Genomic DNA, 13463 nt, shown 5'->3' with positions numbered 1-13463 from the left:
GCAATCGCCTCCTTAACCGAACTGTGAAACTCTGTTTATAATCGCACTTATTAATGTTCCAGTCGTCGTCCGAAGTGTACTACCTATTCTAATCTGATACGCTTTTTCAGTTACATAATCCGGAACACCCATTTCAAAAGTGATATTCAACCATTTTGTGGAGTCAGCCGCTCTAATAAATTCATTGACTGACTCCACTACTTGCCCTGTGGAAATCTCTACGACATCTATCAAAACCCTGTTTGAACCCGAATCCCCCTCCATATTTATCCCGATTCCGATTTTCAAGAATTTTCTGTTGTGGGTAAAATGGCAGTTTTCTATAGTGTAATTAGAATCTATGGACACCATCGCATTATTCAAGTAATACCTTTGACCGGAAAAGTATGTGACATCGGGGTATATAAATTGATTCCTTTGAATCGTTTCGTCATTATTTGTAAGTCCGTCCTCCATCTGTTTGCCCCACTCTTTGCCGTTAGAATCTACAAAGTAATCAGGACGCAGATTCGTAAAGGATCCCTTCGTCGTTACGCCCGATGGTCTGATTTCTGTCCACTTCTCAGGGTTATTATAATCCCGTGCAATCAGTTCATCGCCACTGATATAGAAAAAACCTTCTGCGCCCACAATGCGAATCCGGTTCGTATCAATAGTGCCTGCAGTCAATGCTTCAGTAACCACACCTTCATAAGTGATGGCACTACGAGGATTGCCATTCCTGATAAATTGCAGACCACTGACATTCAGTTCCACGGCATTGCCGGCATTCTTGTCGTGATGCCCGATTAAACGATCTTTTCGATATTCAATGACCGAATCATCATCCCCACGGATTACTTCAAATGCTCGCTTGAACGCTTTAGGGAGCACAGACGGCGGCAGTGGTTTCTTTCCTCTCAAGATGTCATTCACATCCATCAGCGCATCATACTGAGCCTTTCTATAGAGCTGACTGATATTCTCATTCCCAAAGCTGTAAGTCGCTTCAATTAGATTTTCGTCCTCATCAAATAGTTCATTGATTTCCACTACACGGATATGCATATTGATGGATTTCGAAGGAATAACCAAAGGCACGTAATCGCCCTCGTTCACGGGTGTCTCAAATAATTCAGAGGACACTTCAAACGAAAGTTGATATGAGCTTTCTTGCCTTTTCCTTGCAGCTTCATAGACCGCATCTCTATTGTTGTAACGATCATCCAGAATCGGCTCCCCAGGGATATCTCCATACTTATCAGCCAAGCTGCTTCGGTAAATCACAGACTTCTGTGGGTTCCCTTCATCGTCAAAATCGTAGTAACCAGTAACCGTAGTACAGAATGAGTCATCCTGTGTATTCAACTGCAAATCAATCAGATTATCGTCCTCATGAATCATCAGATCATCCCGACGAGTACCGACTTCATTCCTGATTTGCACTGTCTTACTGCCGATGGGGATTTCAAACTCGGCTTCGTGTCGTTCAATGAAATACAAAAACCGCTCAGTCGTTGTCTGGCGATTAGAGTAATTCATCGTATTCGCATAGAAATTATCGATAATCTGTAATGTGTAGTCCGGGAGGTCGTTGAATAACGGGCCGATACTGTTTTCAATCGTCATCGACTTATCTTCTACATCATCGATGTGCCATACCTTATTACCCTGCCTGACTAAATCGAACAGACACTCGAATGATTTATTCCCGTGTATGTCCTCCTGCGGATTGTACAGCCAATATTCATCCCCTTGAAACTCTGCGATCCATCCGGTTTCAATTTCAGAAAGAAAGACATCATTGATTTCAGAGTGTAAAAAAGAGAGCGATATTTCCCGCTCTCCAATTACCCGGGTACGTGGGACTTGTGCCTCTGCGGGAAACCATCGCCCGTCCAAAGATTTTACTGAAAGCATCTAATCACCTTCTCGCTTGAAGAATTCCGATTATCGTATTGGCCAGGAGATCGACGCCAATTTGTGTAGCATTCGCACCATTCTTATCTTCCATAATCCAAGGATTTTCTACGCCCGTTTCAATTATAGATGAAGGAATGCCTAACTGACTTTGACTGTATCTACCCACGGTACCCACATTCGCGCCAGATGTGTACGCCCATTGATAAGTTCTGTCCTGGGGGAACTCCGGAATTTTAATTTGCCATTGTCTGCCAATGTATTTATAAGCATTAGTAGTTAGTCTGGCCAAGCTATCATCATCGGTAAGTGAGTAGCCTATTACAGTGTCGTGTGCTGTATGGTTATGGAAGTCCAGATGATAGTCTGCATCTGAATTCCCGTCCAGCACCTGTTTTAACAATACAGTCTCAGGTTGGGATGCAGACCCGTAGGGTGGAAAGTCCCTGTTCAAGTTTATTCCGTTCCTATTATCATAAGTCACATCAGCGAAACCAGAAGGACACACTAAAGGAACGATTACAAACTGAACATTCATGAGCAGTGTATTCAGCGTCTCGTCATCTCTGTTTTCAAGTAGCTGCTTAAAGAAATAATACACGGCGTAGTTCGCATTTTTTTCTCTGCCGTGTATCCCGCTTGTAATGATTATCTTTGGTATACTCAATGGTTCTCCTGTTTCTTCGGTCGGAACTGTATTCCAGGCCGAAGACTTCAGCATCTCATGCGGATGAGTCTCAAATTTATAAATATTATATCCATAATCATCTTGCCCTAGAAGCTCAGAAGAGAATATATCGTTATTTTCATCAGATAATGAAATAAACGCCTCATTAAATTCCTGTGGAGTCATCGTATTCGGGTGAGCGAAGTAATTATCTATATCGTTGGAATTGTAAGCGTTCAGATTCCCTACTACACTGAATTTTGATACCACTTCCTGGTTATCCGATGATTTACTATGACTAATACCACTGAAATGCGTTGAAACCTCTGTGACATCAGATTTATTAACTGGCGATTGATCGGCTCTTCTTACGTTTATGGCAATTTCATATTTGTCATCGAAAACATAACTATCTCCAAATGGCATGTATCCTGTTCTTTCAACGAATGCGTCATTTTTTCTCAGGAACAGCTCATATTCGTATGAGGTATTTTTAACGAAATTTATAGATTGACCAGGAAGAACGTTTTGCAATTGTGTCGGACTCACGTTTATCGGGGCATCACTAACTATTCTAGTTCCGCCTGTATTCCATCCGCCTTTTGCAAATTCTACATCTCTAATTAATCCATACTCATTCAACAGATTTATGATATATGTTTTATCGATTCCAGAGTAATTATTAAACAGATCATCAATTGTATTCACATCTGATAATTCCATAGCCCGATTATCATTGTTATGAACGACAAGATAATGATATCCGTCATGATCAGCTTTATAAGCATTATCAAAGTTCATTTTTCCGGTTCTGTCTATATAACTGTCATCTGCGGGTATGTTCGTTTCTCTTATTAATAGTTCATACATATATTCATTTGAGTGTCCCGGTTTCATTTCCTCTCCGGCCCTTAGATAAATGGGTTCAGAAGAGCGTATATTAACCGGATTTTCTCCAGTCACTTTCGCCCCGCCCGTATTCCATCCGCCGAGTTCGAATCCTATATGATCAATGCCTACAAGAGCGTAGTAATCCATCACTATATTGTTAAAACGAGCGTTTATTGTAACGACATCATCTGCAGTCATTACTGCACCGTCTTTACGTCTGATGAATAGATAGTAGAAGTTATTCCGCTCTATCGTGTAGTCAGTGCCGAATGGAATATACCCTGTACGATCTACGTAGAAGCCGTCGCCTACAACGCTGGTACTGCGTTCAATGAGTTCATACTCATAATAAGCATTTGGCGTTTGAGTCAGCTTCATGCCCTTTCTCAAAAATATAGGCACAATCGCGCGTACATTCACAGGGTTACTTCCAGTTACTTTACTTCCGCCTGTATTCCATCCGCCTAGCTCAAAATCTACGTCAATATCGTCATTACTCTTTTGATCCATATAGGTATTGACTTCGGCGCTAAACTTCGTTAAATCAACCGCGCCTTCATCTATTTTGGATTGCGTCACCGATTTATTAGCAAGCTTATAATTATTTACCGCACCATCTGCCAATTTTTCGTTCGTCACCGAGCGACTTCCGAGTTTTTCTGTCGATACCGATAAATTATTTAACTTTGCTGTGGTAATGGCGCCGTCTTTGATCATTCCATTGCTTACAACGTTCGTCCCATTCAGGAAGTTATTCAAATTCTCTTTCAAATTATTTATTAGCGGTATGAAATCAAACAATTGCTTATAGTTATCATTATGCTTATTACGGTTTTCGTCGTCATGCTCTGATCCTATAACGTTTCTAGCCATTTCCTCACTCCTTTTTGAGTAATAAAAAAGCACCTCACAAAAGTGAGATGCTAAATATTTCTAAAATTGTAATTCCAATCTGGTATAATCTGTAATTAGATTGGAGGTGAAACTTATGAGAGAGTCACAGTATTATAATCCAAAGTTTGACGATATTGCCCTTGAATTAGAAAGTAAAATCGGTCTGCCCAAGTGTCCGCACTGTCAAATTCAAAAATCATTCAACCCTTCAACATTCAGGCTGCCTTTTGATGATTCAGCTGAGATGAAACCGGAAGAATTCGGAAAGCACTACCCATTTTTAGCCTTGCAGTGCTCTAAATGTGGTCATACCGATTTTTACGATGCTCAAAAATTTGATGCGTTTAAAAATTAATTCTGTTATAACTATCCGGTCTAATTATTTTAAGTCCTCGTTTTTTTCTACGAGGGCTTAATTTTTCAATTAATTTCCTTATCATGTATATCCCTCCTAATCATATAAATACCTGTAATCTATCTTAAATTCAAAATCCGTTACCCCTCTGACATCCCAGTTATTCCATCCTCTTTTAACAGTCAAGAATTGCCGATTCGTATCCCCAGCCACATTATCGCCATTCAGCGTAATCTGATGCCCTTTAATTCTTAATACATCACCCGCAACGACATTCCTAAATAACTTGAATGTAGTTATACCGTCATCGATATCAACTAGTCCGTTTAAAGTACTGCCATTGAAGATTAAAGTAATCTCACTTTCTTTTTGCTTAATGAGTTTCACTTCTTCAGTGCCGGCATTATAAAAGTAAGGATCAGTGTTGATGAAAGAATATTTCCACTGTCCACTGTCACTGCTCAATCCCATACCGTAGCCCCATTTGTCGTTAAAGCGGATGCCTTCGGAGTCGATGTCTAAAGTGGTGTGGAGGGATTGTTTGAAATATGGCTTTTGAACAGTCAATGGTATTTCGAATTCAGTTAGCACACCATTGTTTTCTGATTCCAATGTGTATGATTGATTAGCTTCAACTTTCAAGAGCTTGAATGGTTCACTTTCTTTCGCTACATAAAACTCTCCAAGCCGTCTGAAAAACGCATATACATTACTCATTTTCATATCCATATCAATTGGATCGGATGAAATAATAAAACCCCGGATAAGCGCTTGTCTTCCTGTTACTACAGTTTTTCTTCCACGCTTTTCATAATCGAATCCGGATATCTCTAGTTTCAATGGATAAGAGCCATAATGCAGATACGTATCACCAGGGAGGCGCACTTCATTCATTTCACTGTCATAAACTTTAAAGCCCATAGTTTAACCTCCCTGATTTCATTCTTTGTTTTGATGATTGACGTTGATTATATCTATCAGTAGATTGACCGATTTCGTCATCCCCGATGTGTAATTCTTTGGCATTAATAGATATCAGCAATTCAACCATCTGTTTATAATGTTTCAGGCTGCCATTCATCACTTTCAATTGCTCTTCGAGTTTGCTGATGATTTCAGAATTTCCTCCACCTGCAGCAGCCTGATGATTATTCATACCCATCAATGCTTTCGCCTGTTCCATCAATTCAATGGATCGATTTCTGTTGGTAAGTGGTAGAACCATCTCCATCTTGTTGCCTTCTGCGCCTTCGTATAAGCCGTGCTGTGACAGCAGACCGCCATTCTCATAACTGCCAAGCCATGGCGCTGGGTTCTTCGTTCTGCCATTATCTGCATACTCAAAGTGCAAGTGAGGTCCGGTGGAGAAACCTGTATTACCAGACGTACCAATAACATCGCCTGGACCCACCTGTTCTCCGTTTGAGGTGCCATAGGCTGATAAGTGAGCGAATGTGAGTTTTGTGCCACCGTTATTCAATGTGAGCCATTTACCGTACCCATCAGAATCGAACGGCTGATGCGTCACTGTACCGCCAATCGGTGTCCGTACTGATTGATACACAAATGGGAAGTCCACACCACTATGCCAGTATCGTCCGGTCTCAGCGGTGTACTTCGCTGTGTGCCCATAATGGTAACTGATGTTGCTTGGATCCAGTATGCCCGGCACCGGTGTGGCAGTGGCTGCGAACATCTCTTTGGCTTTATCTGTAAGTGCAGATGTGAAGTTTCCTATCATGTGAGATAGTATTTCGCCGTGCAGTCCGCCCAATGGATTGACAACGCCGAATTGTCCCAGCATCTTTTCGATAAGTGCACCTGGATTATTTGCGTATGACATCACGTCAGAAACGAGAGTTGTAGCCGTAGCTGCACCTTTTCCGAGGACCTCTCCGGCTTTGCTCATTCCTGAATCCCAAGCTGACGATGCTTTCCCTGCAAGAGTGTCCCCTGTTGCCGAAGCAGCAGCACCTATACCAATCCTTAACTTCTTTAATTCATCTAACCAACCGCCAGTACCTTCAGCATATTTCGGAATCATGTTGTTCACAATTTCTTTTGTCTTCGTATGCGGGTACACTGTGGAACCTGCAGGCATGTCTGTTAAGACATTTTCTCCATGCGTCATGAACATTTGACCGTCCGGCGTCTGAATGATTTCAGGGCCGCCGCCATCATTGACGAGTGCCAAACCACCTGGGTGGTAGTTTGTTCCGGTGGCGTATGACGGCAGACGCGTATATCCACCTTGTGTATTGGAGGAGTACCCTGTAATATTTATCGGATTCAGTTTCGCGCCATCCAAACCGAGCTGATCCATAAGCCAGTTGTAAAGTCTCGCGACGCCATTGACGCCATCTTCAACCCAGCCTTTGACCTCTGCCCACATATCTTTCCATTTCTGAACCGTATTATCTTTGACGTTGTTCATCACGCCGGAAAGTGTCATGGCAAATACATCCCATTTCGAGAGAATATCTCCAGTCTCTCCATCCACGATGACACCATGTTCTGCAGCTTGGGCAGCAGCTTCAGAAATGACATCAGCATGTTTGTTTTCAGCATTTCTAACTGTTTCGTTATATTGCTTTTCAGCTTCATCAATGATTTTTTGCGCTTCTTCTTCAGATAAGTTTCCAGTCTCGTCTCTCTGTCTGATCGCTTCAGCTACGATTTCATCGCGTTTGGTTGCAGCATCTTTAACAGTTTTATTCTTAGCTTTCTCTGAATCTGCAATGAGCTGTTCCACGGTAGCTTCTGATGTAGCCAGTTGGTTTGTTTGCATTCTTTCGAGTATCGCCTGCTGCTCAATTTCGCCTTGAGACAGGGTTTCTACAGTCCGCTCATTATGATCATTCTGGAGCATTTCAATCTGTTCATAATGATGAGATTGCAATCCGCCTTCTGTTTCCATAGCCAGGGCAATAATCTCCTGGATTCTTTCATTCTTCTGATTGAGTTGATCTTCTTCTGTATTGTAATGTGCGTTGGTCTTTTCAAGGATGCGCTCACGCTCTATATCATTAAGGACGCCCGTTTCTTCGAAAAGGAATTGAAGCTCTGCCAATTCGTTCTCACGACGTTCCTGGAGCTTCAGGAGGGCTTCTTCATTCATGAGAGAATATTTCTCCTGGACATCTTCAACTTGCGCCTGTGTGACTTCCTGTTGGCCATAATAAAGTTCGTCCAACGCAAGTTTGGCGTTGACAGAGAAGTTGACGTAATCCTCAAGTGCGAGTGTGGTTGCCTCTGAAACGCCTTCCTCAAATACATCTACAGATTCACCGGCTTCGCGATGCATTGCCTTGAAATTCTCGAATGGTTCAACGATTTTTTCATTGAAAGTGTCCCCAATAGCAGCACCGACCGCATCCATCGTAAGTGTTACAGACTCTCTGAAGCCTTCTGTTTTATCCCACAGGTTGCCGAATTGCTCGCCTAACCACGGCAGAGCGGTCATCTCATAGATGCCTTCTGCGAATATAGTCATCGTTTCAAATGCAAGATCCACACTATTGCGGAACCAGTCCACTTTGTCGTAGGCAATAGCGAATCCGCCACCGACTGCAGCAACCAATCCGACTGCCCATCCGAGTGGGTTATTCAGTAATCCAACGGCCCCGGCAAGTTTTCCGGCACCACCTGCCAATAAACCGGCAGAGCCTGCTGCTCTTGCAGCACCGCCATCAAACTTACCCAACTTTTCAGTGACCTTGCCCACACCTCTGATAACAGGCGCAGCACCTTTAGCGATGACAGAGAATGCCTTTGCCACTGGTGTAGCAATAACCAAGAATCCGCCAAGCGCAGCGATACTCTTGAGCGTTTCGGGCTCCATGTCTTCAATAGTGTCTGTCGTAGTCTGTATGGCTCTTTCGAATGCCGGAAGCGCATCTTCTGCCACATCAAGCAGTGTTTCTCCAAGTGGCATCAAGGTGTCTTTCGCTTCACGCCATAAGCTCAGGGCACGTTGAGAGATGCTTTCTTCCATATTCCTTCCCATCTCATCCATCGTGCCGTTTACGCCTTCCAGTTCACCGTCTACATTGCCCAGGGCATATACTGCTTCGGCTTCGAGATCTTCAAATTTCGTTCCAAAGAGCTGAACACCAAGCTCATTGGCTTTCGTCTGGTCTTCCATGCCTTCCAGATCACCAGTCACTGCAGCCATAACATCTTTCACAGTAGCTCCCCCATCAAGGAAGGACTGCCATACACCTTGTGTTTCTTCGCTCATTTGAGCCATGGCTTCGCTTGTGCCTTTGGAGCCGTCTTTAATGCGAATCTGGAATTCCTTCATCACATCGTTAATGTAATCCAAGTTGTACGCACCGGCATCGAGACCAGCTTGAAGCAGCTGGAAGTATTCCTCAGCACTATATCCCATGGTCCCGAAGAGTGTGGAATACTCACTTAGGTTATCGAATAGCTCATTCGAGAAGTTCAAACCATTCTGAGCGCCATGAGCCATCAAATCAAAAGCTTCATCGGCTTCGATACCGAACCCGGCCATCAGGTTATTGGCGGCTCTGGTCACTTCATTCACATCTGTATCAAAAGTATTTGATAAGATAAGTGCCTTTTGAGTGATATTTTCTAAATCTTCATCATTCAGATCGCGGATATTCTGACGAACTTGCAAAAGCGCACTATCCACTTCCTCGAGCGAATCTCCGAAACCGTCTTCATAAATACGTTTCGATGTTTCTGCGAGATCTGCAGCCGCATCTTCTGTAAGCCCCAGGCTGTTCTGCATCCTTACTGTGGAGTTTTCCATTGATAACGCGCTGGACCCCGCAAAGATGCCAATACCGGCCACTACAGCACTGAGTAATGCAGACTTCTCAGCTACTGTGTCCATCTGGTCGCCGAATTTATCCAAATGATCTGCGCCATCCTGCAGCCCACGGCCAAATTTTACAAGTGTGCGATTGTTTTCTTCTTGCTCCCGTTGGAATTCCTGCATATTCTGCGTAGTACGATCTAGACTGCCACGGATTTTATTCAACTCACGTTCAGCTTTGTTCAGAGAAAACTCTGAATTGTCAATTTCCTTGGACGTCTTTTCTACAGCTTTGCTGAGCTTGCCGTATTCACCTTCTGCACTTGATAGTGCTTTTTCAGACTCCCTTAATTCTTTGGAGCCTTCGCCATATTGCTTATTGAGTAAGCCATATTCTTTTCGCGCATCGCCAACTTCAAATGTTAAAGTTTGGAGTTCATCGGTTTGCTTTTTCAAAGCTCTGCCGGCTTCTTGCGACTCTTTGGAGCCTTCCCCGAATTCCCGAGTAACTTTCTCATACTCTTTGGTAGCTTTCTCCGTTGCAGTAGACAGTTTATCAAATTCAGCTTCAACAGATTTCAATCTTTTTTCAGATTCCCGAAGCTCTTTAGCACCTTCGCCATACGTTTTATTCAACGTATCGTATTTGCGTTTTAGGTTATCGACATTACGCCCAGCTTGATCCAGTGCCTGTTTCTGTTTATCGTAGGCAGTCTTCAACGAGTCAAGTTTTCGTCTGGATTCTTCTACGATGTTCTGCTGCACATTCATCTTGCGATTAAGGCCTTCAATCGTCGCCTCATAACGCTCCATAGACTGCTCGCCACGTTGAAATGCGGACAGGTTCTTATCAAGCTCACTGTTTGTGATTTTCATCTGCCGTTGCAGATCCTTAAGTCCTTTATCGACGCCTGCATGATCCAGACCGAGTTCTATATTAAAGCCTCTAACCTCATCTACCATTTATTCACCCTCCTTTCTTACAAGGAATTGATGAAGTCAGCACCGTTCATTACTTCATCCTGTTTCTGCTGTTCTTTTTCAATAATTAAAGTGAGTAGTTTTTCATAAGGCGAACCATCCACTTCCTGGATCGTCCATCCATACTGCTTCATACAGTACCGGCGGATATTATTTAGATTTTCCTTTATTTCCTGCAGACTTAGCTCTTTCTCTGATTTCGTCTGATCGTTTGAAGTGACTGGGAGATATCTGTCTGCACAGCTTTTCAAAGTAATCATCAAATTCATCTGAATCCATTCCTGTCATTAAATCTTCTTCAGTTACTTTTTGATCTCTGAAAATATATGCAATGAATTCCACCTGTCTTTTCAGATTCTTGATTTCATCATGATTTTCATTTTTAAAATCTTCATTCACTTCTGATCTAAGCTCGAGAAATTTTTCCATTTCAATCAGGTTCGTTTTCTCTCTTTTAATGTGTTTTTCGTTGCCGTCTTTATCTTTCAGTACTAATTCGATCATGTGTATATCTCCTTTTTATGTGTTTTCTATTTGCAAATAAAAAAGAGGCAGTCAAGCTGCCTCAATCGTTTATGCTACGGGTTCAGTTGGTAGGCCTGGGAAGACCAGTTGACGGAATGCATCATAGCCTTCAGTGCCTTTATGCACACCAAACACACGACTCTTGCCGTCGATAGTTGCATCCTGCCATGAGCCTGTCAACGCAGTATTAGATGGTGTCTGTTCTTCACCCTGCATTTTGGTAGTCAGTGCGATCTCGTTATAGCCCATCAGGCCTTTAGTAAGTGCAAAGTATACCGGATTGCCGTCCACATCGCTGGACTTTGCAATCATGGCCACAAATGGCGCCTGTGTATCTTCCCCTACCCATGCAGAATTATTTAGGTCAACATCTCTGCCGAGCACAATATCCAGATCATCTTTAGGCGGGTTGAATGCCTCGAATGTATTAGTCACCTGACCAGTACCACGCTTGGACTGCCATACTGTCTTATTTGATGCGGATACACGGGATATTGTCGGCTCAAGTCCTGTAATAGTCATGTTGACCGTACCACCGTTCTCATCTCTCCAATCGAATGTTTCAGTGATGTTTTCACCTGACGCATCAAATACGCCTACTTCTACAGATTCAAATCCTACTGTTGTCATATATAATTCCTCCTATATCAATTTTGATTTGTAATAAAATTCATTCGGGATACCCGAGTAATTACGACTGTCCACATAGTGTTTTGTCGCATCAAAAAACTCATCCAGACCATCAGGCATTTGCCTGAGACCGAATGAGTGCATGATCTTTCGTATTTCGTTTTGTACAGCCTGTACATCCAACAGATCTGCGCCTTCCACGTCTACTTTGACCAGGTGGCTCTCAGCCATGAAATTATCGCTCACAGGCTTTTCAGGAGCCGGAGGCCCAAGAGGTCGAATGATTACATATAAATTAGAGGTGTCATTGTTTTCTCCCGCTCGGTATCCATAGATCCGTGGTCCCACCTTTTCAACAATCAAAGGAGACTCCAAGAGCCTTTGCTGGATTTCAGAAATAAAAATCATCGATTCAGCCCCCTTTGCACTTCATCAAAGTATGGTTTCTCACTGGACCGCATGGCGCCGGCAATCTTTCCGATCCCCGGCGGGCTGTACCGCTTGCCATTTCGGGTATAGCCATGCTCGTTGAGATGAATGAGCTTGTAACGATCCCTGGGCCCTTGCCAGTAAATCCGGACAATCACCTTTCCACGGCTTGTCTGCACACTGGAAATCTTCATCTCTCGAATAGAAGCCCCGGTGTCTTTGAAACTCTCCATGCTGCGCTGCATATTCTTATATGGAATTTCAGCAGCAGGAAGCAATACTTCAGACGCCTTCTTTTCCATTGCAGGACGGCCCAGACGTATTTCAATTTCCTTCATCATGTCATCGAAACCGGTTATTTTCCCGCTCATGTGACCGCCTCCCCGATGATGATTGCAAAGCGATGATCCTGATAATCCGGCTGCACACTTTTAATGTTGAATTTTTTAGGATTCCCTTTGGCATCTCTGTAGTATCTACCATCAATGGTAAATGTCATTTCATCAGTGATGACATACTCACCTTGCGTTTCACGGATTTTTACAGTTACATCGTTCAGCGTATTGTTCGACTTTGCCATTTCAATGTCTTTCAGCCATACATTGTCAATCGCAGCGTAGCATGAATAATATTTCGTTTCTTCTCCATCACTGGGCAGAAATCCACCGGAATCGGTTGTATAGAAAGTGACGCGGTTGGTTAGATCATTAAAGTTTATCGGCACTTTCTTCACCTCGATACATGGATAGCTTAGATATCAAATAATCCATGTTGACATTCGTTTTCTCCATCTGTCCCCGGTCCTCGAAGTATCTGGACACCAGTATTTTAATTGCCAGTTTATACAGTGGATAGAGTTTATCTCCCTCAGCCATATCTCTTACTCCAGATCCATACAATTCGGCTTCAGAGGCTTCAATCAGTCCTGTAATAACAGCATCCTGGTGCGTACCGTCAATGAGTAAAAACTCTTTCATTTCTTCGAGCGATACCTTCATGATTATTCACCCTCTTTTTTATTGGCCGCCTTTTTAGTTTCAGTTTTTGCAGATGCAGTCTCCACTTTGTCGTTCTTTGGAACTGCCGTTTCCACTTCAGCGAGATGTCCTTTTTTGGTCAGCTCGTCTACACGCTTTTTAGATCCTCTGAATTTGGAGTTGCGAACAAACAATTTTTCGTTTTCCTCTTTGCCTCGGAAGCCCTTCACAACTCTGCGTTCATATTGTCTTTCGTTAGCCATTTATATTCCTCCTCAAATTTTGGATAATAAAAGGCACTTTATCGTTAGTGCCATACGAGATAAGGTGGATCAGAGCTCCTTTCTGCCATATCGGCAATTAACTGCTATATAGTTAAACAGAACCATCATCCCCTTCTATAAAATAAAAGAGCACCCTCACGGATGC

General features: G+C 43.0%; 13 protein-coding genes. 1 reads left to right on the top strand and 12 read right to left on the bottom strand.

From position 1 onward, the window contains the following. Nucleotides 1–12: 12 nt before the first annotated feature. Together C792_RS0106590 and C792_RS0106585 are read right to left on the bottom strand one after the other, a co-directional pair. Nucleotides 13–1899, bottom strand: a complete 1887-nt coding sequence (locus tag C792_RS0106590; RefSeq protein WP_017548669.1) for a phage tail protein — start codon at nt 1897–1899, stop codon at nt 13–15. A 4-nt stretch (nt 1900–1903) separates the two neighbouring features. After that, a complete protein-coding gene (locus C792_RS0106585) occupies nt 1904–4330 on the bottom strand; it encodes a M14 family zinc carboxypeptidase (protein WP_017548668.1) in 2427 nt (808 codons plus the stop codon). A gap of 115 nt (nt 4331–4445) precedes the next feature. On the opposite strand from C792_RS0106585, the gene C792_RS0106580 reads away from it, so the two are divergent. Continuing rightward, complete coding sequence (locus tag C792_RS0106580; protein ID WP_017548667.1) at nt 4446–4706, top strand: hypothetical protein; 261 nt, start codon at nt 4446–4448, stop codon at nt 4704–4706. A 96-nt stretch (nt 4707–4802) separates the two neighbouring features. Here the strand turns inward: C792_RS0106580 and C792_RS0106570 are convergent, their stop codons facing one another. From C792_RS0106570 to C792_RS0106525, 10 genes are all read right to left on the bottom strand, one after another. Next, the gene (locus C792_RS0106570; protein ID WP_017548665.1) at nt 4803–5627 is read right to left on the bottom strand and encodes a phage tail family protein; all 825 of its coding nucleotides are present in this window, start codon (nt 5625–5627) and stop codon (nt 4803–4805) included. Beyond that, entirely contained in the window at nt 5617–10455 is a 4839-nt protein-coding gene (locus C792_RS14645; protein WP_017548664.1) for a phage tail tape measure protein, read from the bottom strand. Before C792_RS14645 ends, C792_RS0106570 begins: the two co-directional genes overlap by 11 nt. Before the next feature lie 17 nt (nt 10456–10472). Then, nucleotides 10473–10607 (bottom strand): hypothetical protein, encoded by a 135-nt coding sequence (locus C792_RS15095; RefSeq protein ID WP_017548663.1) that lies wholly within the window; start codon nt 10605–10607, stop codon nt 10473–10475. A 16-nt stretch (nt 10608–10623) separates the two neighbouring features. Continuing rightward, on the bottom strand, nt 10624–10977 hold the full coding sequence (gene gpG / locus C792_RS0106555; RefSeq protein WP_017548662.1) for a phage tail assembly chaperone G: 354 nt from the start codon (nt 10975–10977) through the stop codon (nt 10624–10626). A gap of 69 nt (nt 10978–11046) precedes the next feature. Beyond that, nucleotides 11047–11628 carry a phage tail protein gene (locus C792_RS0106550; protein WP_017548661.1) on the bottom strand — a complete coding sequence of 194 codons (582 nt, stop codon included), beginning with the start codon at nt 11626–11628 and terminating at the stop codon, nt 11047–11049. A gap of 12 nt (nt 11629–11640) precedes the next feature. Continuing rightward, nucleotides 11641–12036 (bottom strand): hypothetical protein, encoded by a 396-nt coding sequence (locus tag C792_RS0106545; RefSeq protein WP_017548660.1) that lies wholly within the window; start codon nt 12034–12036, stop codon nt 11641–11643. Then, a complete protein-coding gene (locus tag C792_RS0106540) occupies nt 12033–12428 on the bottom strand; it encodes a hypothetical protein (protein WP_017548659.1) in 396 nt (131 codons plus the stop codon). The genes C792_RS0106545 and C792_RS0106540 overlap by 4 nt, the downstream gene beginning before the upstream one ends. After that, the gene (locus C792_RS0106535; protein ID WP_017548658.1) at nt 12425–12781 is read right to left on the bottom strand and encodes a head-tail adaptor protein; all 357 of its coding nucleotides are present in this window, start codon (nt 12779–12781) and stop codon (nt 12425–12427) included. Before C792_RS0106535 ends, C792_RS0106540 begins: the two co-directional genes overlap by 4 nt. Further along, on the bottom strand, nt 12765–13055 hold the full coding sequence (locus C792_RS14340; protein WP_017548657.1) for a head-tail connector protein: 291 nt from the start codon (nt 13053–13055) through the stop codon (nt 12765–12767). The genes C792_RS0106535 and C792_RS14340 overlap by 17 nt, the downstream gene beginning before the upstream one ends. A gap of 2 nt (nt 13056–13057) precedes the next feature. Then, nucleotides 13058–13297 (bottom strand): hypothetical protein, encoded by a 240-nt coding sequence (locus C792_RS0106525; RefSeq protein WP_017548656.1) that lies wholly within the window; start codon nt 13295–13297, stop codon nt 13058–13060. Nucleotides 13298–13463 lie beyond the last annotated feature (166 nt).

The sequence above is a fragment of the Salinicoccus carnicancri Crm genome (assembly GCF_000330705.1).
In the GTDB taxonomy this organism is placed as follows: domain Bacteria; phylum Bacillota; class Bacilli; order Staphylococcales; family Salinicoccaceae; genus Salinicoccus; species Salinicoccus carnicancri.
This window is presented reverse-complemented; position numbering and strand designations above follow the sequence as displayed.

What these genes read in the sequence shown, in the direction of transcription:
- C792_RS0106590 (WP_017548669.1), bottom strand. Translation starts at nt 1,899, where the DNA reads ATGCTTTCAGTAAAATCTTTGGACGGGCGATGGTTTCCCGCAGAGGCA.
- C792_RS0106585 (WP_017548668.1), bottom strand. Translation starts at nt 4,330, where the DNA reads ATGGCTAGAAACGTTATAGGATCAGAGCATGACGACGAAAACCGTAAT.
- C792_RS0106580 (WP_017548667.1), top strand. Translation starts at nt 4,446, where the DNA reads ATGAGAGAGTCACAGTATTATAATCCAAAGTTTGACGATATTGCCCTT.
- C792_RS0106570 (WP_017548665.1), bottom strand. Translation starts at nt 5,627, where the DNA reads ATGGGCTTTAAAGTTTATGACAGTGAAATGAATGAAGTGCGCCTCCCT.
- C792_RS14645 (WP_017548664.1), bottom strand. Translation starts at nt 10,455, where the DNA reads ATGGTAGATGAGGTTAGAGGCTTTAATATAGAACTCGGTCTGGATCAT.
- C792_RS15095 (WP_017548663.1), bottom strand. Translation starts at nt 10,607, where the DNA reads ATGAAGCAGTATGGATGGACGATCCAGGAAGTGGATGGTTCGCCTTAT.
- gpG (WP_017548662.1), bottom strand. Translation starts at nt 10,977, where the DNA reads ATGATCGAATTAGTACTGAAAGATAAAGACGGCAACGAAAAACACATT.
- C792_RS0106550 (WP_017548661.1), bottom strand. Translation starts at nt 11,628, where the DNA reads ATGACAACAGTAGGATTTGAATCTGTAGAAGTAGGCGTATTTGATGCG.
- C792_RS0106545 (WP_017548660.1), bottom strand. Translation starts at nt 12,036, where the DNA reads ATGATTTTTATTTCTGAAATCCAGCAAAGGCTCTTGGAGTCTCCTTTG.
- C792_RS0106540 (WP_017548659.1), bottom strand. Translation starts at nt 12,428, where the DNA reads ATGAGCGGGAAAATAACCGGTTTCGATGACATGATGAAGGAAATTGAA.
- C792_RS14340 (WP_017548657.1), bottom strand. Translation starts at nt 13,055, where the DNA reads ATGAAGGTATCGCTCGAAGAAATGAAAGAGTTTTTACTCATTGACGGT.
- C792_RS0106525 (WP_017548656.1), bottom strand. Translation starts at nt 13,297, where the DNA reads ATGGCTAACGAAAGACAATATGAACGCAGAGTTGTGAAGGGCTTCCGA.